The organism is Thermosulfurimonas dismutans (genome assembly GCF_001652585.1).
GTDB classification, from domain to species: Bacteria; Desulfobacterota; Thermodesulfobacteria; order Thermodesulfobacteriales; family Thermodesulfobacteriaceae; genus Thermosulfurimonas; species Thermosulfurimonas dismutans.
In genome coordinates this window covers 63,996-82,497 of sequence record NZ_LWLG01000007.1, presented here as the reverse complement: position 1 = coordinate 82,497, position 18,502 = coordinate 63,996, and the positions used below count along the sequence as shown (strand labels likewise).

Here is an 18,502-nt window from a genome sequence, read left to right as displayed (position 1 = left end):
TCTGGGGGGACACGGCTCTAGGGGTTACGGCCAGGTAAAAATCCACGATATAAAAATTACCGGAAAAAAATTTGAAAACGGTGAAGTTAAGGAACTTCAAATAGAAAACCATGAAAAAGTTGAACTGAAAGAGTTTGGTAGAATTATAGAAAATATTCATCAAAAATTTAAAAATTCTGGAGGTTAAAATGTCTTTAAATATTAAATTTAAAGAAAATGCAGAGAGTTTTATTATAGAAATACCCAAAACTGTTCCCAAGGAGGTAATCAGACAGTTGTTAAAGCGTTTAGAAATGGAAGAAATAGCAACACAAATAAAATTATCAGAAAAAGAGATAAATGATTTAGCTGATCAGGCTAAAAGAGCATGGTGGGAAAAAGAAGGAAAGAAAATTTTAATAGAGAAAGGCATATTAAGTGAAGATTAAAATTGTAGTGGATACCAATATAATATTTTCGGCTTTATTGTCAGCAACAGGTCACATACGACAAATAATAACATCACAAATTTTTGATCTTTTCTCCTGCAATTCTGCTATTACAGAGTTGCTGAGTCTTAAAAGTAAGATTATAAAACATACTAAATTTGAACCTGAGCAATTAGAATATTTTGTACATCAAATCATAAAAGAGATCGAATTTGTAAATGAAAGATATATTTCTAAAGAAGCTTATCAAAAAGCTTGGCAACTCTGTAAAGAGATAGACGAAAGCGATACTCCGTTTGTAGCTTTGGCTATAGAGCTTAAAGCGCTTCTATGGACTGGAGATAAAAAACTATTCAAAGGTTTAAAGGAAAAAGGGTTTGAGGATGTAATCTCTACTCAAGAATTGATGATAAAAGTTGGTTATGAAATATAAAATTTTCAAGTTGAAATTTAAAGGATTTACGCATTTCGGGGAGACTGGAATAGATTTAGAAAGTGTTTCCGAGTGGGTAGGGTCGGATACTTTGTTTTCGGCTTGGCTAAATGCGGTAAGCGCTTTCTGGGGAATAGAAAAGGCTTCCGAAATATGCGAGAAATTTTTAAAAAGTCCCCCGTTTCGAATATCAAGCCTGTTTATATATTATCAAACCTGCTATTTTCTTCCTAAGCCTCATTTCGCTGTGCCTGCCAAGGAAGAACGGTCTAATATTTTCAAGATCTTCAAAAAGACGGACTGGGTACCTTTAAATCTTTATAAAGAATGGTTAAAAGGAGAAGTTTCTTCTTCAATAATTGAGACTGCTTACACTATCCAGAAAGAACGTTATCAACGGGCATATAAAAGAATTATTCGCCCCCGTGTAGCTCTGGATAGAGAAGGTCTGGAAAGCAATCTCTTTCACGAAGGATATATCCAATATGCGAAAGAAGGGGGACTTTGGGGAGTGGTGGTTGGAAATCAGGAAGGCGTAAACCTTTTTATGAAAGGTCTTGCCCTTTTAGGGGAAATCGGATTGGGAGGGGAAAGGACCTACGGTTGCGGAGTTTTTGAGGTAGAAGAACCGGAGGAAGAGCTTAAAAAACAATTTGAAGAATTGCTAAGCCACTCAAGTCCTTGCAAGGTGCTTATTTCTCGGCTTATCCCTTCCGGGGAAGAGATCCCGAGATTAGAAAACGGGCTTGAAGCTTACAAAATCGGCATTTCCAGAGGATGGATAACCTCCGGCCGTATAGCTCTTCCTCTAAAACGAAAGGGAATACGCTTTTTAAAGGAGGGTTCGGTTCTCAAAGAGAGTTTTAACGGAACTATAGTAGATATTACCCCTGAAGATGTAACTTTAGGAAGTTTGTCTCATAAGATATATCGCTATGGATTAGCTTTAACCATTCCATTTTGATGAAAATGGTTGAAAATAAAATAGTGGAAAGAAAGAAGATAGCTTTACAAATTGACACTCCCCTCCATATTAGTAATAGAAATCTCTTTGTCGGGCCTTTTGAATACTTAAAAGTAGAAAATCATGTTTATTTTCTTTCCGAAAATAAATTTAGTAAATTTTTAGCCAATAAAAACCTAATAAATGAATTTGTTTCATGGGCGCTACAAGGAGAAAAACCAAACATTGTTGAGTTTCTTAAGAAATATATAGAAAATATTGACGAAAATTTAGTCTCTAATATATCTTACTCAAAAATAGAACTGAAAACTAATCGCTCTTTTAAGCAATTTAAATCTCAAATAAGGGATGCTTTTGGTATTCCTTTTATTCCGGCTTCGAGTATAAAAGGTGTTTTCCGGACGGCTTTACTTTATAGAATTCTGAAACAGATAAAATACGAAGATTCCGAAGTTTTCGAAAATAAATTACTGAATAAGATATATCAAGTGCTACGCCAAAATCAAATTTCAAAAAGAGAGCCCTTCAAGAAAATTATAAATTTCTGGCTACAAAATTTCAGATTAAATGAGCAGACTAACGATCCTCATACGGACTACTTACGAATTTTAAAAATTAGAGATGTCAAGTCCTTATTTCAGCGAACTACCGGACTTTTTGAAGTTCAAATATTTTCCTGGCATAGAGGAAAATTTTTTCCTAAAGAAAGGCCTTTATTTGTGGAGGCTTTGCCAAAGGGCTACCTTTACGAATTAGAACTTCTTCTTGACCGGACATTACTTTCTCACTTCCAGAAAAACGTCTCCCCGCAAATACCTTTTGATATTTATCCTAAAACTATAGAAGAATTTTTGATTACGCTTCAGGAATTTTTTAGAGATTTCTGGAATTACGAAAGAAAGGTGTTTAGTAATGGTCCCACTAATTATTACGCAAAGCCCTATCCGGGAAAAATGTTTCGGCTGGGTTGGGGCGGAGGACTGCTCAGCACCACCATTTTTATGTTGCTTCCTGAAGAGTTACGGCAGAAAATCAGGAATCGTCTCCGGCACGATCGAGGAAAGATTATGGCTCCTAAAAGTCGAAGACTGGTGAAAATTCAACAAAATAAATTTTGGCCTCTTGGCTGGGTTAAATGGTTCGAAATTGGAGAAACTATTGCTGCTAAAGGCCAGGAAAAAGTAATTATTGCTGAGGAAAAAGATAGCTTAAAGTTAAAAGTTTTGTAAAAGTGAACCTTTCCTCCCTAGCCAAAAATCCACGCTTCAGACTGGTGGTCAAGAGGCGGTGATGCCTGAAAGAAGCGCTGATTGGTTAAGACAAGCCGAAAAAGATCTCGAAAACGCCGCTTGGGAAATGAAAGGTAGGACGCCCGTGAAGCCGTCCGTGGTGCAGGAGAAATCATACGGTTCTGTAAAGATATTTTGGCTCCATTGTGAAGAAGTCCTGCGCAGACTCAGGGAGGCCGCACGCAGGCTCCTTGGAGATCACGAAGAGGTGGAAGAGGTACGCCTTTTCGGCTCCCTTGCCGAAGGCAGGGCCATCCCCGGAAGCGATGCAGTTATCTTGTTGGTGCTTAACAGGGCCGAAGGACCGTTTCCCGAACGCCCTTACCTTGACTATTTTGCCGAAGTGGGGCTTCCCTGTGATCTTTTTGGTTACACCCGGGAAGAACTAAAGAGGAACCCTTTTGTTCAAAAATTTACGCTAAAAGTGTCCCTCTATGAGTAAAAAAAGAACAAAACTCATCTTATCTCCCTGTGGGACCAGTATCTTGACCAATAGAGTCGATAATAAATTGCGTCCCTTGATTTTTAAACACGCAAACAACCCGGAGCCGATCTCTGGTCCCGAAGGGGAATTACTCAAAAAGCACCTCAAGGAACGGAGAGAACTTTTGCTTCAACTTTCCCCGGAGGAAGCATCCGGAATTTCCGCCGAAATAAACGGAATATTCAGGATTTATCAGAGAAATATTTCCTCAGGATCAAAGGACATACATATTCTTATTGCCACGGATACCTGGCTCGGAAGGGAAACGGCCCGTATGGTGGAGACCTGGTTGCGGTATCAGGGAGTTACAAACGTCCAGGTTTGGGATGACATTGCCGGTCTTCGCACCGACAGCCTTGATAACTTTCACTGTGCGGTAAGCGAGCTTGTCCGCCGTTTACATGAGAGTCTCCCCGGCTATAAGGATAAAGGTTTTAGGATAATTTTTAATTTAACCGGAGGATTCAAAAGCATTCAGGGTATTTTGCAAACGCTTTCCCAATTTTACGCGGATGAAGCGGTCTATATTTTTGAAACAAGCGAGGAGCTTTTACGCATTCCGCGTTTGCCCCTGGTCTTGGATGTTTTGCCTTCCATCAGGAAAAACCTTACGGTTTGGCGGCGGCTGGCCCTGGGGCTTCCAGTAAAGCCCGATGTTTGTCGTCCAATCCCCGATTCTTTTTTATTGCTTCTGGGGGAAGAGATTACGCTTTCCCCGTGGGGTGAGCTCATCTGGCAGCAGTGCAAGCAGAAAATTTACCAAGAGAGGTTCTGGGAGCCGCCTTCGGAGCGTATCACTTTTTCTGAAGAATTTGCAAAAGATGTAAACGATTTGCCGCCTGATCGATGTTATGAAATCAACAAACGGATGGATGAGCTGGCCCTACACCTGGAGCGAGAAGGGCATCACAATCCCGGATCCCTCAACTGTCACCCTTTGAAAGGTAAACCCGTTTCCGACTGCACCCACGAAATTTATGCCTGGAGCGATCGGGATGCTCGCCGCATTTTTGGCGTTTGTCATGGCCATAAACGCTTTGAGATAAAGAAGCTGGAAAAACACTTGTGATGCAAAAGCTAGAGGTTTGAACCATGAAACTCCTCATCGCCCCCTGGGGAAATCCTTTTGGCTGGAATGAGGTTACCTATCGTTTCGGGGAAGTGGAATCCGTATCCAAAACTTCTCTTAAGGTCCTCCTTGAGGCACTAAACCCCGAATACATAGTGATCCTGGTAGCGGATTCCCTGGTGGATAAGGACTCTCTACGCGAAAATACGAACTACGCCGAGGCAAAGGCCGCGGTAAGGGACAAAATCTTTAATTTTCTGAAAGATTGCCATATTCCCTTGGACAAAACGAAAATAGATATTTTGGTCCTTCCCGGAACGGGATATTTCAAAAACGGCGTTTTTGAGGGAGAGGTTTTGGATTACTATTACCGCCTCCTCTATGAATTGGCCAGACTTCTTAATGAAAGCGATTTCAAAGAAGTTCACCTCGACCTTACCCACGGCCTTAACTTTATGCCGGTCCTCACTTATCGAGCGGTAAAGGAAATCCTTCAGGTAGTAAGCTTTTTTGCCCCGATAAAATTTGTGGCCTATAATGCCGATCCTTTCGTCTCCGGCGGTCCCGAAACTGTTCTCACCCTTCATGTGGTGGAGGAAATAGAAGAACTTCCGCGTTTCCCTGCGCTTAGTCCGTATGAGGTAAATGTAAGCTCCCGGTTTTTTGAGAAGCTGGTGGTAGACGAAAATGGACAAAAATTAAAAGTTGTAGGGAAACCCCGGCTTAAAGAAATCTTGACTTTTTTAGGAGGGATGGTTTACGGCTTGCCCCTAATGCTGACCACCTTCTTCGTTCCCGCGGAAGAAGTTTTTTCTCACTTAAAAGAGGCCCTGAACATTTACGAGAAAGAAATAAAGATCCGCAAAGAAGGAGGCCGTCTTCGCCTCACGCGTCGGGCGCGTTTAACTCCTCTATTTCGGGTTTTAACCTTGGTCTGGCTTTTGCTGAAGTTTTTTGAAAAGGAGAATCTTTTAGAGACCCGCCAAGAGGAGATTTTTCTACATAAACTTGAAAGCATCGCCAAAAAGGTCTTTTGGAAAAATAATATTTTCCGAAGTATTCTGGGGACGGAAATGCATAATTTAAAAAGTATTAAAGGTTTTCCTTTCGACTGGAAACTTTTAGCTGAAATTGAGGGCCGGAAACCAGATTCTCCAAATCCGAGAAACTTTTTTGCTCATGGAGGTCTGGAAAAGAACGCCGTCGAACTCCGTCAAACGGAAGAAGGCTTGAAGATAAGATATTCAAAGGAAAAAAAGAATAATGTACAGAATTTTATCTTAAAATCTCTAAGATAAAGCCTATTCGTGAACAAATTTCTTGATCAGGCCAAAAAATTCCTTTCCGAAGGTCAAGACGGCAAGGCCCGCGATTTGATCCTCCGTCACCGTCTCCGTCCCGGGCAGACCGCCGAGGAGTACTTCCGGTGGGGTGCTCTCTGTGAAACCTTGGGGTTAAAGCCCCAGGCGGCGGAGTGTTACGATCTTGCCATCTCGCGCGATCCCGATCAGTCCCGCTATCTCCTGGCCCGGGCCGAAGTGGCCTACGAACTTGGGGAACTTCGTCGGGCGGCCACGCTATTTCAGCGGGTTCTGCGCCTGGCCGATTCGCAAACCGTGCGGCAAAAGCTGGCCCGGGTGTTCTTGGAACTCGGCCGTCCCGGAGCGGCCGCCGTGGTGGCCGGCCCTCTTGAGAGCGTTTCTACCGAGACTCCGTTGCGCTATTATCCTCCAAATCTCGGTCCTCGGGAACTGAGCCCCTTAGAAGACTTTTTCGTGGAAGACCCCTTCATGCCGAGTTACATCTTACCTCTTACGGAAAGACGGCTCTGGTAATCAAAGAGGGAGCCCCTTCTCTGGAAAAACTTTCACAGCACCTTCTGGGGCGGACCTATCTCATCTACTTCCCTCTTACTGAAGAAAACAAACTTCACGGGGCTTATTTCGTTATAGCCCTTCCGGAGCGAGAGCTTGACCGAAACCGGCGCAATCGAGGCTTACTGGCCATTAAGGCTGAAGCTGTGAAGCGGGAGGCCCTTTCGGTGTGGTGCCTGGGGGTGGGGGCTTGAGGGTGCGCTGGAACGGGTTAGCCCGTTTCGCTACCGGTTGTGGTTCTTTTTCTCCGAGCCGATTTATTTCCTCTGGGTCAGGCGATTTTTTGAGACGCTGAAAGAAAGACTCCCCTTTCCCAGTGAAGGAATATTTCATTCCTACGAAATTGGAACCAGGGGCGAGGGTGTAGGTTGGCGGGAGAAGGGCTTTGAACTACCTTTTGAAACCTTAAAAAGTTTTTGCCGAAAATCCATGCCGGTATCTGTCTCCCGGAAAGATCCTCCTGAATTATTAAAGCTTCGCCGGGCGTGTCCGGTACTGGACTTTGTTTTCCGGCGAGCCGAGGCCGGAAAACATCTTTCTCGGGAGGAAAAACTGGTCGTAATGCTCTCGGTGGGTTTTCTAAGGAATGGCCGTGAGCTGTTGCACCACATCCTTTCCGGCACGCCGGATTATAGCTATCACAGAATAGAAAGAATGCTCGAGGGAATACCCAGGAATCCCATAAGTTGCGCCAAGCTTGAGATGTGGTTTCGGGATTTTGTTCTGGATCGTCCCTGCGGATGCGTTTTCGGAGAGGCTTTGAAGGGACGCTATCCCTCACCCCTGCTTCACATAGATCCCGAACTGGTGCCTACTTTAGAGGACCGTCTCACCCTTCACTATAGTCGTCCTGCAGAATTGGGACGGGTTTACCTTCACCTGCGCGAGAGGCTCCGGTATGTGGAACACGAGCTTCGGAGACATTTCCGAAGAAATCCCCAAAGACTTCGGGTCGGAGATTATATTTTCTCCTTAGAGGGCGAGGAAATTATCGTTCGCCCTCGATCCGCATAGCCCCTTTACACTTCCGAAAATTTTTGATTTTAAAGGATAAGAGGATTCAGCTCTTTGAAAAACTGGCGATAAGGGTGCCCTTTTTGGTGAGGGATTCATAAGCCTGCTTGATATCGTCATTTTTAGGGTGCTTTTAAGTAAAGGATTGCCAGTATCTATTTTGGACGATTTTATGGGCTGTTATGTTGTGGCTCCCCCAGCGAAGATATCGGGGGAGCCACTTTTTTAAACATTCATTTTCAATCCTTATCATTTACGGCTTTAAAAGATACTGTAGATTCTTAAGTTATAAAATATGCAGTGAGAAAACTTTCCCTCACTAAGAAGGGATTGCGACTCAGTAAGAACATAGCCAGGCTTACCTTCAGCTATAGGAGTGTGAGAAAACCTTCCCTCACTAAGAAGGGATTGCGACTGGTTTCACCTCCTAAACGGTTTTGACATCAAAGCGGTAAGAGTGAGAAAACTTTCCCTCACTAAGAAGGGATTGCGACCCTAGAGCCGTGGAAACATCTAGAAATTCAAGGGCAAGTGAGAAAACTTTCCCTCTCTAAGAAGGGATTGCGACATACGAGCGAATTGCTGAGCGACTTTCATATCCTCGATGTATGAGAAAACTTTCCCTCACTAAGAAGGGATTGCGACCTTTAATGATGATGGGGGATAAAAATGATCCTTTATCTCACCGAACAGGGGTTAAAGGTCTCGCGGGAAGGAGAAAGGCTCAAGCTGGAAATCGGTCAGAAGAAAAAGGAGGTCAGGCTAGCGGAAGTGGATCAGGTGGTGGTCTTCGGGAGGGTAAACTTTACTGCCCCGGCCCTCCAGGCCTTGCTCAAACGCGGAATAGAGGTTCACTTCCTCACCCTTTCCGGAAAATATCTCGACAAACTTTCGCCTCCGCTCGGGAAGAACATAGAACTGCGGTTAAGCCAGTTTCAGAGCTTCCATAACCTGTGGAAACGGCTCGAACTGGCCAGGGCTTTCGTACACGGAAAAATTCACAATCAGCGGGAATACCTGGCCCGTCAGAAACGAAGGCTAGGGGAAACGGCCCTGGAAGGTCCGATATTTCACCTTAAACGCGTTCTTACCGAACTTGAAAAGGCCAAAGATATTGACGAGATCTTGGGTCTCGAGGGCATGGCCTCCCGGCATTATTTCGAAGGGCTGGGAATACTTTCAAAACGCTCCGGTTTTGAATTCCGGGAACGTACCCGCCGCCCACCTAGGGATCCTGTAAACCCCTGCTTTCCCTAGGTTACACCCTGCTCCTTTCCCGGATCTGGAGCCTGGTGGAAACCGCAGGGCTCGACCCCTATCTGGGTTTCCTGCACGCCCCGGATTACGGAAAACCTTCCCTGGTGCTGGATCTCATGGAGGAATGGCGTCCGGTACAGAGGGTTCACAAATTCCTGAAGGACTATGGAAAACCGGTTCAGAAGAGCGTGTTCGAGTGCTGGCTCACGCAGAAGGAACTGGAGGAGGTTATTTCCTGGCTTGCGGATTTCATCAAGCGCACGGAGGATCGGGTGCGGATCTACCGCCTCTGCCGGAAGTGTCTCAAGAATCTTGAATTCTCCGGCCCGGTATATTTCGCAGAGGAACCCGAGGAGGAATTGATCCTGTGAGCGGAAACTATTACCTGGTCTGCTACGACATTGCCGACGAGAAAAGGCTGAGAAAAGTAGCCCGCGTAATGGAGGACTTCGGGATTCGGGTCCTCTACAGCGTTTTTGAATGCCGTTTAACGCCCGAAGAGTTTGTGGTCATGCGCCAAGCGGTGGAAGGGATCATTGATGCTCTGGAGGATAAAGTACGTTATTACCGTCTCTGCGAGACCTGTCGGCACCCAGTAATCCATCTGGGGTATGGTAAACATACCCGTCTTCCCGAAGGAGATCATATGATTTTTTGAAAAAAGCGGAATTCAAGGCCATCGCGGGACGCCTTCAATTTTCCACTTCGATTAGTTCCAGGCGGTAAGTCTTGTGGGAGCCGAGGAAGGTGCGTTGCAGGGAGACGACGAGTCCTTCTTTGAGGATGTTCTTTCGTAACCAGTGGAGAGCAAACCCCTGCCAATCGCTGAGACTTTCGGTAAGAAGGGCCGGTCTCACTCCGTAATAAAAGAGCAAACGCTCACAGGTGGATTCGTGGGGGCTAAAGGCGTAGATCCAGACCGGTAGACGAAAGCGGGCCACCTTCCTGGCCGTAGCCCCGGTATCGGTGGGAATGATTATCGCCTTGACCTTCAGATGCTCCACGGTGGTAAAAACATCCAGCGAAAGGACATCATCCAGGCTGATCTTTCCCTTGTGAAAAGAGGCCAGGAGGTTTTCGCGAACCGGGAAGTATTTCCTTTCCTTCTCGGTCACTATGGCGATTTTGGCCATCATCTTTACCGCTTCCACGGGATAGAGCCCGGCGGCGGTTTCTTCGGAAAGCATGAGACAGTCCGTTCCATCCAGGATGGCATTGGCCACGTCCGTGACCTCGGCCCGGGTGGGGCGCCGATTGTGCGTCATGGACTTAAGCATCTGCGTGGCGGTGATGACCACCTTTCCGGCAAGAGCAGCCTTTTCTATGAGGGACTTTTGAACCACGGCTATCTCCTCGATGGGAATCTCGACTCCCAGATCTCCGCGGGCGATCATGATCCCGTCGGCCTCTTCCAGGATGGCGGAAAAGTTTTTCACTGCCTGGGCGCGTTCGATCTTGGCGATGATAAACGGAGAATATCCAAGAGAGCGGGCGTATTCCCGGGCTTTGCGTATTTCTTCCGGGCCTTCCACAAAGGAAAGACTTATGGCCTCAACCCCGTGGGCCAGGGCAAAAGACATGAGGCGCTGATCCTCCTCGGTGAAGGCGGAAAGCCCCAGATCTATTCCCGGGAAGTTTACCCCCTTGTGCGAAAAGAGTTCCCCTCCCACGACCACCCTGGCCCGGGCCTTATCCCGCAGGACCTCCTCCACCATGAGCTGGATGAGACCGTCGTTGAGATAGACGGAATGTTTAGGGCGCAGGATCTCCAGAAGACCGGGTAGGGGTATGGGGATGGTCCGGGGATCGTTAGTGCGCTCGTGAGGAACTAGGAAGATCCGGGCTCCCTTTTTGAGTTCCAGGGGTTCCTCTGGAAGGACACCTACCCGGATCTTGGGGCCGGGAAGATCGGCCATGATGGCCACCTTTCGTCCTGCCGTCCGGGCCGCAGCCCGCACCAGGGCGATGTATTGTTCGTGAAGTTCGGGGGTTCCGTGAGCGAGATTGAGGCGGGCAATACTCATCCCCGCCTGGATCATCTGCTGGAGGACCTTTCGGGAGGCTGAGGCCGGCCCGATGGTGCCGATAATCTTAGTTTTGGGAGGTTCTTTCTTCATCAGGGCCCCCGTGTTTTTCGACCACTTTTGTATGGTCTACACCGGATCTTTCATTAAGGTCAAGAATTATTTATATCTTTTTCTCGGGAATTTTTCCATGCGGACTTGACATTTCTTTGACTTTCTTGCAAAATCTGTACGAAATATAGGATATTTTAGGGTTCGAATCCCGCCGGGGACGCCATTTTTTATTTGTTTATTTGCTTGACAAATCTTCCTAAATCCGGTTTAGGTAAACCCTGAGATCTAAAAGGAGGTCAAGGAATGGGGCTCTCCAATTTTCTTTTTACCTCTGAATCGGTTACGGAAGGTCATCCCGATAAAGTTGCGGATCAAATTTCAGACGCTATCTTGGATGCTATCTTGGAAAAGGACCCTTATGCCAGGGTGGCCTGTGAGACCTTGGTCAATACCGGTATGATCCTTATCGCCGGAGAGATTACCACCGAGGCCCGGGTGGACTACGCCACCATTGCCCGCGGGGTAGTCAAAGAGATCGGTTACAATCACTCGGATCTCGGTTTTGACTGGCAGACTTGTGCAGTTCTAACCAGTATCGATCGTCAGAGTCCGGACATTGCCATGGGGGTTGACCGGGGCGAGGAAATCGGGGCCGGAGACCAAGGCCTTATGTTCGGCTACGCCTGCGATGAGACCCCCGATTATATGCCTATGCCTATCTGGTATGCTCATCGTTTGGCCATGCGTTTGGCCGAAGTGAGGAAGAAGGGCATCCTTCCTTTTCTGCGACCTGATGGGAAGACTCAAGTCACGATTCAATACGAAGATCGGAGGCCGGTAGCAGTCCACACGGTGGTGGTTGCGGCCCAGCATGAACCTTGGGTTGAATACAAAGAGCTCAAGGAGGCCATCGTAGAGGAGGTTATCAAAAAGGTGGTGGCACCGGAACATCTTACTTCCGAAACCAAGTTTTTGGTGAATACTACCGGACGCTTTGTGATCGGAGGTCCCCTTGCGGACTGCGGTATGACAGGCCGTAAGATCATTGTAGATACCTATGGCGGTCGGGGACATCACGGAGGAGGAGCTTTCTCAGGTAAAGATCCTACCAAGGTGGACCGCACTCCTTCTTATTATGCGCGCTACGTGGCCAAGAATATGGTGGCCGCCGGTGTGGCCCGGGAACTTGAGGTGCAGGTGGCTTATGCTATTGGGGTCCCAGAGCCTCTGGCCATAAATGTACAGACTTATGGTACTAATACCATACCGATAGAAAGGATCGTTGAAATCATAAAAGAACTATTCGATTTTCGTCCGCGAGAAATGATTGAATATCTCAATATGCGTCGGCCGATCTTCCGGAAAACTGCCTGTTACGGGCACTTTGGACGTCCGGATCCGGATTTCACCTGGGAACGTCTGGATATGGTAGAAAAGATCAAAGAGCTTGCAGGTTTCGAAAAATAGGAGGCAGAGATGAATTTTGATATTAAGGATCCCTCGCTTGCGGAAAAGGGGCGCCTCAGGATCGAGTGGGCTGGCCGTGATATGCCAGTCCTTTCTCGTCTTAAAGAAGAATTCGAAAAGGAGAAGCCCCTTTCTGGTCTTCGAATCGGGGCCTGTTTGCACGTCACCACGGAAACGGCCAATTTGATGGTGGTGCTTAAGGCCGGGGGGGCCGAAGTGACCCTCTGTGCCTCCAATCCACTTTCCACTCAAGATGACGTGGCAGCCTCTCTGGTGAAGAATTTCGGCATCCCGGTATTTGCTATCCGTGGAGAGGACCGGGATACCTATTATGCCCATATTAAGGCCGTGCTTGACACCCATCCGCATATCACCATGGATGACGGAGCGGATCTGATCTCTACCCTTCATGCCGAGCGTCCGGAGCAGGCTAAAGAGGTTTTGGGAGGAACCGAGGAAACTACTACCGGAGTTATCCGTCTGCGAGCTATGGCCCGGGACGGAGCCCTGAAATATCCAGTGATTGCAGTAAATGACGCCCTTACCAAGCATCTTTTTGACAACCGCTACGGCACGGGACAGTCCACCATTGATGGGATTTTGAGGGCCACCAATAGACTGCTTGCCGGTTCGGTTTTTGTGGTAGCGGGTTATGGCTGGTGCGGTAGGGGTTTAGCTATGCGGGCCCGTGGCATGGGAGCCAGGGTGATCGTGACCGAGGTGGACCCCTTAAGGGCGCTTGAGGCCGTGATGGACGGTTTTGAGGTTATGCCTATGGAAGAGGCCGCCGAGAAAGGAGACTTTTTCTGCACTGTTACCGGAGACATAGCGGTCATCCGGAAGGAACACTTTCTGCGGATGAAGGACGGAGCCATTGTGGCCAACTCCGGGCACTTCAATGTAGAGTTAGATCTCGACGGTCTGAAAGAAGTTTCTAAAGAAGTTCGCCAGATAAGGGATCAGGTGCAGGAATATACTTTGACCAATGGTCGAAGGATTTATGTGTTAGCTGAGGGCCGACTGGTGAATCTTGCGGCTGCGGAGGGGCATCCTTCGGCGGTCATGGACATGAGCTTCGCCAATCAGGCCCTGTGTTGTGCTTATTTGGCCAAACATGCTAAAGAGCTCAAACCGCAGGTTTATGTTGTTCCGCAGGATATTGACCGCCGAGTGGCGGAGATGAAGCTTTCCTCGATGGGGATTCGGATCGATCGTCTGACACCCGAACAAGAGAAATATCTTTCTTCCTGGGAAATGGGGACCTGATGAAGAGACCTCTGGCGGTGGTTCTCGTTTCGGGCGGTCTTGATTCTTGTGTAACGGCTGCGGTGGCCGCCCAAGAGCACGACGTGGCCTTTCTACATGTAAAATACGGCCAACGTACTGAGTCCCGGGAGGAAAAGGCCTTCTTTGACTTGTGTGAACACTTTAGGCCGAAGTTTCGTCTGGTGACCGAGGTGCCGGCCCTTAAAGCCATCGGAGGGTCGGCCCTTACAGATACCAAACTTTCGGTCCCGGAAGAGGAGCCCGATCCTGAACGTATTCCTATAACTTATGTGCCCTTCAGAAATGCCCATTTTCTCTGTGTGGCCGTCTCTTGGGCTGAGGTTATCGGAGCCGAAAAAATCTTTATAGGGGCCAATCAAGTAGACTTTTCAGGCTACCCAGACTGTCGCCGAAGTTTTTTCGATGCCTTTGAGCGGACCATCGAGGAGGGGACCCGTCCTGAAACCCATATCAGAATAGAGACCCCGCTTATAAACCTAACTAAGCCCGAAATCGTTAGACTGGGGGTCCAGTTAGGAGCCCCGTTTCATCTCACTTGGTCCTGTTACCAGAACGAAAAGGTGGCTTGCGGACGTTGTGAGTCCTGTAGGTTGAGGCTCAAGGCCTTTTCCGAAGCTGGATTAGAGGACCCCATCCCCTATGAAGAAAGTCTTTGAATGTAAACGTTGCGGTTTTTGCTGTCAGGGAGAAAGCACGGTTTCGCTCTTGCCGGAAGAAATTGAGCGCATGGCTGTTTATCTAGGGCTTTCAAAGGATGACTTTTTGAAAAGGTATGCAGTAAGGAAGGACAAACGTATCGAAATGAAAACTATAAATGGACACTGTATTTTTTATGACGAAAAAGAAGGTCTCTGCCGAGTCCATCCGGTAAAGCCTGATCGCTGTCGCGAATGGCCTCTTCATCCTAGTATCTTGAAAGATGTTGAGAGTTTTGAGATTATAAAGAGCACTTGTCCTGGGTTCGAAGAGGGAATTTCTTGGGAGGAGATGAAGGAGTATTTAAAGAAGAATGAATCCTTTAGTTGAGGCCTTAAAGGAATCAGTAAGAGAAGTTATCGTAACTTATACTGGGGCGGAGCCAGTCTTCAAGAAACAATTTCTTAGAGATAATGAGGTCTCTTTCGGAGAGGTTTCGGCGGTTGCCGGTCTTACAGGCGAGAAGGTAAAAGGGGTCTTCATAGTTTCTTTTTCCAAGGAGGTCCTTTTCAGAATCGTGTCCGCTCTTTTCGGAAGCGCGCCTCAGGAGCTCAATCATGAAGTGGTGGATGCGGCTGGAGAAATGGCCAACATGATCTGCGGGGCCTTTAGGAGGCGCTTCGAAAAACAGGGGGTAAGCCTCAAGGCTTCCACGCCCTCTCTTGTTACTGGGAAGGATCATCATATTCACCCCCTTTGCAAGTCCCCTCATTTGGTTCTGCTTTTTGAGCTCGAAGGTCACCCCCTAGTAGTAGAGTTTTGTCTGGACAAAATCTAAATAGAACTTTCCACCACTTGACTTTTAATATCGGACTATGCTAGGAAATTTTTAATGGACATATCTCTTTTGTTAAGGAATACCGCGTTAGGTCTCCTTTTTAAAGGTTATTTACACAATCTTAGAGGACCGGTTCAGGCCATTCTCATGCAAATAGAACTTCTTGAAACCAATCTCAAGCTTGCAAACTTGCCTGAAGAAGTGCGAACTCTTTTCGAGAATTATTTGGTGCGCATGAAAAAACAAGTTTATCGCCTGGTGGATCTTCTTTCGGCCGCGGAATCGGAACTAGGAAACGAATCTGAAGGCCCTTGGGATTTGAAGGAAATGATAGAAAGAGAGGTAACTTTCTGGGAAGCCGAACTCACCTTCAAACATAAAGTAGAGAAAAGTTTTCACTTTGAGAAGGGCCCCTTCAGAGTCAAAATACCAGCCAATCGTTTGCGGGCTGGACTTTGTGCCCTCTTTTTTGCGCTGGTCTTCGATCTGGTGGAAAAAGGGGTAAAGCTTAGCCTCTCAGGTGAACATATTCCTGAAGGTGTTTTATTGAAAGTAAAGGTTTTTCCAGAAGTGATATCTCCGGAAAATCCATATCTTAAGGTTGCGGCTGAAACCCTTTCACCGGAAGCCGAAGTCAAGGTCCGCTCCGGAGAGATAAGCGTCCTTTTCAAAACGGATGTCTCCTGAAGAAAAGCTCTTTCTCCTCGGCTTTGTGATCCTCACTGGTAAGAGTCTCTCGATGGCCAAGTTGGCAGTCCAGGAACCAAATGTTTCTGAAGGTGAAGCCGTCCTTCGCGGACGGGAAGAATGGCAGAAGGCCGCAAAATTAGGTGCCAAAATAGTTTTTTTCGAAGACCCTGAGTATCCTTCTATTCTCAAGGAAATAAAAGATCCCCCTGCCTTTCTTTATGTTAAGGGTAGATTGGAATCCGAGGCTTGCTACCTTGCAATGGTAGGAACCCGCAAGCCCACTCCTTACGGGCGCAAGGTGGCCTTTGAATGGGCCAAGGAGCTGGCCTCTCTCGGTCTAGGGATCGTTTCAGGGCTGGCCTTAGGGATAGACACTGAAGCCCATAGGGGAGCGCTTTCGGCCGAAGGCTATACGGTGGCGGTTCTCGGTTCCGGACTGGATTGGATTTATCCTTATGAAAACCGAAAGCTTGCGGAAAAAATCGTGGCTCGGGGAGGGGCCTTGATTTCGGAGTTTCCTTTCGGTTCAAGACCTGAGCGTTGGCGTTTTCCCCGGCGAAATCGTATCATAAGCGGGATGAGTAAAGGTGTACTGGTGGTGGAGGCCGCCCAGAGGAGTGGCTCCCTCATCACCGCCAGATTGGCTGCTGACCAAGGTCGGGAAGTAATGGCTGTTCCAGGAAGCGTGTTCTCAGAAGCCAGCCAGGGTACACACTATCTTATCCGAGAGGGTGCTTATCCGGTTACTTCTCCTAAAGATGTTATTGAAGTTTTAGGTGTAATTAGGGAAATTAACGAAGAAAAAAACGATAATGTCGTAGGGCTATCCCCTTCAGAAGAGAAGCTCCTTGGGGTCCTTTCCGTTAATCCCAAACATTTTGATGAGCTGATAGCGGAAACCGGGCTCCCGGTTACTGAGCTTTCGGAGTTGCTTTTACTCCTTGAACTCAAGGGACTCGTCCAGAGTCTTCCGGGAAAATTCTTTCAGAGGATGAATTGAGCGAGATCTTCGAAATTCCAGCGAATACCAAAGGCCTTTTTATCTCAAGACCTAACCGATTTTTATCCGTAGTGGAATTGGGGCCAGGGATCCGGGAGGAAGTTCATCTTCATGATCCCGGAAGACTTCCAGATCTGGCCATTCCGGGACGGGAGGTCCTCCTGGCCCGTGCCAAAAATCCTAGAAGGAAGACCCGCTGGGATCTTTTGGCCTTTCGTATTCGGGATTACTGGTGTTTCTGTCATTCGGGTTATCACCGAAAGATTACGGCCAACCTTCTTTTTAAACTAAAACCTTTTGGCGACTTTTATGAAATTTATCCCGAGCCCGGAGTAGGGGAGGGCCGCTTGGATTTTCTATTAAAGACCTCCTCTGGCGACCTTTATCTTGAAGTCAAGGGGGTTACCTGGGCCCATGAGGAAACGGCCCTCTTTCCGGATGCCCCTACGGAAAGGGGCTTGAAGCACCTCAAGACGCTGAGAAGCCTTCTCGAAAGTGGCCACAGGGCCGGCTTGCTTTTTCTGGTTTTCAGAAAGGAGGCTCGAAAAGTTGTACCCGCCGAAGATATCCAACCGGCTTTTAGCAGGGCTTTGAAAGCGGCCTTGTCAAAAGGTCTCCTTGTCAAGGCCTTAGTCCTAGGCTATGACGGGAGAACAATTCGGTTTTTACGCGAAATTCCGATTGTAGCCTAAAAATAAGAGATTCCCCAAAGGATCTCTTTGGCCTCCTCTAGGGTGGTTTGGGCTACTTCCCGGGCTCGGCGATTGCCTTCGGAAACGATTTCTTCGAAAAGATCTTTTTGCTTCTCCAGTTCAACACGTTTATCCCAAATGGGTCTTAAGGCCTCCACCACCCGTTCGGCGAGTTCTCTTTTACAGTCCTTGCAACCCAGACGGGCGGCTTTACAGTCTTCGATGATTTCCTGAATCCTTTCCTGCGGAGTGTAAAGCTTAATAAGGTTAAAGGCTACACAGCGGTTTTCCGGATCTCCTGGATCGCTCTTCCTAGGCCTTTCGGTATCAGTAACCATGTAAAGGATCTTCTTTTGGACCTCTGCTTCGGAATCGTTCAAAAAGATGGCGTTACCATAGCTCTTGCTCATCTTGCGACCGTCAAGTCCTGGCACCTTGGCGGCTTCTTGGGAGAGAATGGGTTCCGGTAGAGGGAAGACCTCCCGCTCGTAGAGGTAGTTGAAACGGCGAGCGATCTCTCGAGTGAGTTCGAGATGCGGCAGTTGATCCACGCCTACGGGCACTTTTTCGGCTTTGTAGATCAGAATATCCGCGGCCTGAAGTACCGGATAACCCAGAAAACCATAGGTGGTTAGGTCCTTGTTTTTCAAGTTTTGAAGCATTTCCTTGTAGGTGGGATTGCGCTCAAGCCAGGGCACCGGAACGATCATTCCAAAGAGGAGGTAGAGCTCCGCGTGTTCCTTGATGGCCGACTGTACAAAAAGAGTGGCTTTTTCCGGAGAAAGACCTACGGAAAGCCATTCTAGGAGCAGTTCCCGGGTATTTTTCGGAATGCGCCGAGGATTTTCGTATTCCGTAGTCAGAGCATGCCAATCAGCTACAAAGTAAAAGCACTCGTATTCCTTCTGAAGCTGAAGCCAGTTTTGTAAAACCCCATGAAGATGACCCAAATGAAGAGGTCCCGTCGGACGCATCCCGCTCAACACTCTTTTTTTGGCCACC

At 47.5% G+C, this 18,502-nt stretch carries 20 protein-coding genes and 2 pseudogenes; 20 read left to right on the top strand and 2 right to left on the bottom strand.

Going from position 1 to position 18,502, the window contains the following annotated elements; translation table 11 throughout:
- The 12 genes and pseudogenes from TDIS_RS11170 to cas2 all read left to right on the top strand — a co-directional run.
- Positions 1–187 (top strand): annotated as a pseudogene (locus tag TDIS_RS11170) (hypothetical protein); the annotation flags it as partial.
- 1 nt (position 188) lies between these two features.
- A complete protein-coding gene (locus tag TDIS_RS06060) occupies positions 189–428 on the top strand; it encodes a hypothetical protein (RefSeq protein ID WP_068670382.1) in 240 nt (79 codons plus the stop codon).
- Positions 418–861 (top strand): putative toxin-antitoxin system toxin component, PIN family, encoded by a 444-nt coding sequence (locus tag TDIS_RS06055; protein ID WP_084270996.1) that lies wholly within the window; start codon positions 418–420, stop codon positions 859–861. Before TDIS_RS06060 ends, TDIS_RS06055 begins: the two co-directional genes overlap by 11 nt.
- Positions 851–1,825 carry a type III-A CRISPR-associated RAMP protein Csm4 gene (csm4, locus tag TDIS_RS06050; RefSeq protein ID WP_068670381.1) on the top strand — a complete coding sequence of 325 codons (975 nt, stop codon included), beginning with the start codon at positions 851–853 and terminating at the stop codon, positions 1,823–1,825. Before TDIS_RS06055 ends, csm4 begins: the two co-directional genes overlap by 11 nt.
- A 5-nt stretch (positions 1,826–1,830) precedes the next feature.
- The gene (gene csm5 / locus TDIS_RS06045) at positions 1,831–3,054 is read left to right on the top strand and encodes a type III-A CRISPR-associated RAMP protein Csm5 (RefSeq protein WP_161939489.1); all 1,224 of its coding nucleotides are present in this window, start codon (positions 1,831–1,833) and stop codon (positions 3,052–3,054) included.
- A 61-nt stretch (positions 3,055–3,115) separates the two neighbouring features.
- Complete coding sequence (locus tag TDIS_RS06040) at positions 3,116–3,556, top strand: nucleotidyltransferase domain-containing protein (protein WP_208595677.1); 441 nt, start codon at positions 3,116–3,118, stop codon at positions 3,554–3,556.
- Positions 3,549–4,667 carry a putative CRISPR-associated protein gene (locus TDIS_RS06035; RefSeq protein WP_068670378.1) on the top strand — a complete coding sequence of 373 codons (1,119 nt, stop codon included), beginning with the start codon at positions 3,549–3,551 and terminating at the stop codon, positions 4,665–4,667. Before TDIS_RS06040 ends, TDIS_RS06035 begins: the two co-directional genes overlap by 8 nt.
- A 23-nt stretch (positions 4,668–4,690) precedes the next feature.
- The gene (gene csx1 / locus TDIS_RS06030) at positions 4,691–5,965 is read left to right on the top strand and encodes a CRISPR-associated CARF protein Csx1 (RefSeq protein ID WP_068670376.1); all 1,275 of its coding nucleotides are present in this window, start codon (positions 4,691–4,693) and stop codon (positions 5,963–5,965) included.
- A gap of 9 nt (positions 5,966–5,974) precedes the next feature.
- The gene (locus tag TDIS_RS06025; protein ID WP_068670375.1) at positions 5,975–6,502 is read left to right on the top strand and encodes a hypothetical protein; all 528 of its coding nucleotides are present in this window, start codon (positions 5,975–5,977) and stop codon (positions 6,500–6,502) included.
- A gap of 468 nt (positions 6,503–6,970) precedes the next feature.
- Positions 6,971–7,555: a hypothetical protein gene (locus TDIS_RS06020; RefSeq protein ID WP_153303784.1), complete on the top strand. Its 585-nt coding sequence runs from the start codon at positions 6,971–6,973 to the stop codon at positions 7,553–7,555.
- 669 nt (positions 7,556–8,224) lie between these two features.
- Positions 8,225–9,172, top strand: a pseudogene (cas1, locus tag TDIS_RS11555) (CRISPR-associated endonuclease Cas1); the annotation flags it as partial.
- 7 nt (positions 9,173–9,179) lie between these two features.
- Complete coding sequence (gene cas2 / locus TDIS_RS06005; protein WP_068670367.1) at positions 9,180–9,470, top strand: CRISPR-associated endonuclease Cas2; 291 nt, start codon at positions 9,180–9,182, stop codon at positions 9,468–9,470.
- Positions 9,471–9,504: 34 nt separating this feature from the next.
- On the opposite strand, the gene pyk is transcribed toward cas2, so the two are convergent.
- Positions 9,505–10,929 (bottom strand): pyruvate kinase, encoded by a 1,425-nt coding sequence (gene pyk, locus TDIS_RS06000; RefSeq protein ID WP_068670365.1) that lies wholly within the window; start codon positions 10,927–10,929, stop codon positions 9,505–9,507.
- Positions 10,930–11,193: 264 nt separating this feature from the next.
- Between pyk and metK the strand changes: the two genes are divergently transcribed.
- Genes metK through sfsA form a run of 8 tightly spaced genes read left to right on the top strand, consistent with a single transcriptional unit; the run spans position 11,194 to position 17,500 of the window.
- A complete protein-coding gene (gene metK, locus TDIS_RS05995; protein WP_068670363.1) occupies positions 11,194–12,357 on the top strand; it encodes a methionine adenosyltransferase in 1,164 nt (387 codons plus the stop codon).
- A 9-nt stretch (positions 12,358–12,366) separates the two neighbouring features.
- Complete coding sequence (ahcY, locus tag TDIS_RS05990; RefSeq protein ID WP_068670361.1) at positions 12,367–13,623, top strand: adenosylhomocysteinase; 1,257 nt, start codon at positions 12,367–12,369, stop codon at positions 13,621–13,623.
- On the top strand, positions 13,623–14,300 hold the full coding sequence (gene queC / locus TDIS_RS05985) for a 7-cyano-7-deazaguanine synthase QueC (RefSeq protein WP_068670359.1): 678 nt from the start codon (positions 13,623–13,625) through the stop codon (positions 14,298–14,300). Before ahcY ends, queC begins: the two co-directional genes overlap by 1 nt.
- Positions 14,284–14,670: a YkgJ family cysteine cluster protein gene (locus tag TDIS_RS05980; protein WP_068670357.1), complete on the top strand. Its 387-nt coding sequence runs from the start codon at positions 14,284–14,286 to the stop codon at positions 14,668–14,670. Before queC ends, TDIS_RS05980 begins: the two co-directional genes overlap by 17 nt.
- The gene (locus TDIS_RS05975; RefSeq protein ID WP_068670355.1) at positions 14,654–15,118 is read left to right on the top strand and encodes a chemotaxis protein CheX; all 465 of its coding nucleotides are present in this window, start codon (positions 14,654–14,656) and stop codon (positions 15,116–15,118) included. Before TDIS_RS05980 ends, TDIS_RS05975 begins: the two co-directional genes overlap by 17 nt.
- 54 nt (positions 15,119–15,172) lie before the next feature.
- A complete protein-coding gene (locus TDIS_RS05970; protein WP_068670353.1) occupies positions 15,173–15,805 on the top strand; it encodes an ATP-binding protein in 633 nt (210 codons plus the stop codon).
- Positions 15,795–16,808, top strand: a complete 1,014-nt coding sequence (dprA, locus tag TDIS_RS05965; RefSeq protein WP_068670351.1) for a DNA-processing protein DprA — start codon at positions 15,795–15,797, stop codon at positions 16,806–16,808. Before TDIS_RS05970 ends, dprA begins: the two co-directional genes overlap by 11 nt.
- The gene (gene sfsA / locus TDIS_RS05960) at positions 16,805–17,500 is read left to right on the top strand and encodes a DNA/RNA nuclease SfsA (protein WP_068670349.1); all 696 of its coding nucleotides are present in this window, start codon (positions 16,805–16,807) and stop codon (positions 17,498–17,500) included. Before dprA ends, sfsA begins: the two co-directional genes overlap by 4 nt.
- On the opposite strand, the gene trpS is transcribed toward sfsA, so the two are convergent.
- On the bottom strand, positions 17,497–18,501 hold the full coding sequence (trpS, locus tag TDIS_RS05955; protein ID WP_068670347.1) for a tryptophan--tRNA ligase: 1,005 nt from the start codon (positions 18,499–18,501) through the stop codon (positions 17,497–17,499). The two genes, sfsA and trpS, sit on opposite strands and share 4 nt — an antisense overlap.
- Between the last annotated feature and the right edge of the window lies 1 nt (position 18,502).

Coding starts and splice junctions, on each gene's coding strand:
- TDIS_RS06060 (WP_068670382.1), top strand. CDS start 189: ATGTCTTTAAATATTAAATTTAAAGAAAATGCAGAGAGTTTTATTATA.
- ahcY (WP_068670361.1), top strand. CDS start 12,367: ATGAATTTTGATATTAAGGATCCCTCGCTTGCGGAAAAGGGGCGCCTC.
- TDIS_RS05980 (WP_068670357.1), top strand. CDS start 14,284: ATGAAGAAAGTCTTTGAATGTAAACGTTGCGGTTTTTGCTGTCAGGGA.
- csm5 (WP_161939489.1), top strand. CDS start 1,831: ATGGTTGAAAATAAAATAGTGGAAAGAAAGAAGATAGCTTTACAAATT.
- dprA (WP_068670351.1), top strand. CDS start 15,795: ATGTCTCCTGAAGAAAAGCTCTTTCTCCTCGGCTTTGTGATCCTCACT.
- csm4 (WP_068670381.1), top strand. CDS start 851: ATGAAATATAAAATTTTCAAGTTGAAATTTAAAGGATTTACGCATTTC.
- TDIS_RS05975 (WP_068670355.1), top strand. CDS start 14,654: ATGAATCCTTTAGTTGAGGCCTTAAAGGAATCAGTAAGAGAAGTTATC.
- TDIS_RS05970 (WP_068670353.1), top strand. CDS start 15,173: ATGGACATATCTCTTTTGTTAAGGAATACCGCGTTAGGTCTCCTTTTT.
- queC (WP_068670359.1), top strand. CDS start 13,623: ATGAAGAGACCTCTGGCGGTGGTTCTCGTTTCGGGCGGTCTTGATTCT.
- csx1 (WP_068670376.1), top strand. CDS start 4,691: ATGAAACTCCTCATCGCCCCCTGGGGAAATCCTTTTGGCTGGAATGAG.
- TDIS_RS06035 (WP_068670378.1), top strand. CDS start 3,549: ATGAGTAAAAAAAGAACAAAACTCATCTTATCTCCCTGTGGGACCAGT.
- TDIS_RS06040 (WP_208595677.1), top strand. CDS start 3,116: ATGCCTGAAAGAAGCGCTGATTGGTTAAGACAAGCCGAAAAAGATCTC.
- TDIS_RS06020 (WP_153303784.1), top strand. CDS start 6,971: ATGCCGGTATCTGTCTCCCGGAAAGATCCTCCTGAATTATTAAAGCTT.
- metK (WP_068670363.1), top strand. CDS start 11,194: ATGGGGCTCTCCAATTTTCTTTTTACCTCTGAATCGGTTACGGAAGGT.
- pyk (WP_068670365.1), bottom strand. CDS start 10,929: ATGAAGAAAGAACCTCCCAAAACTAAGATTATCGGCACCATCGGGCCG.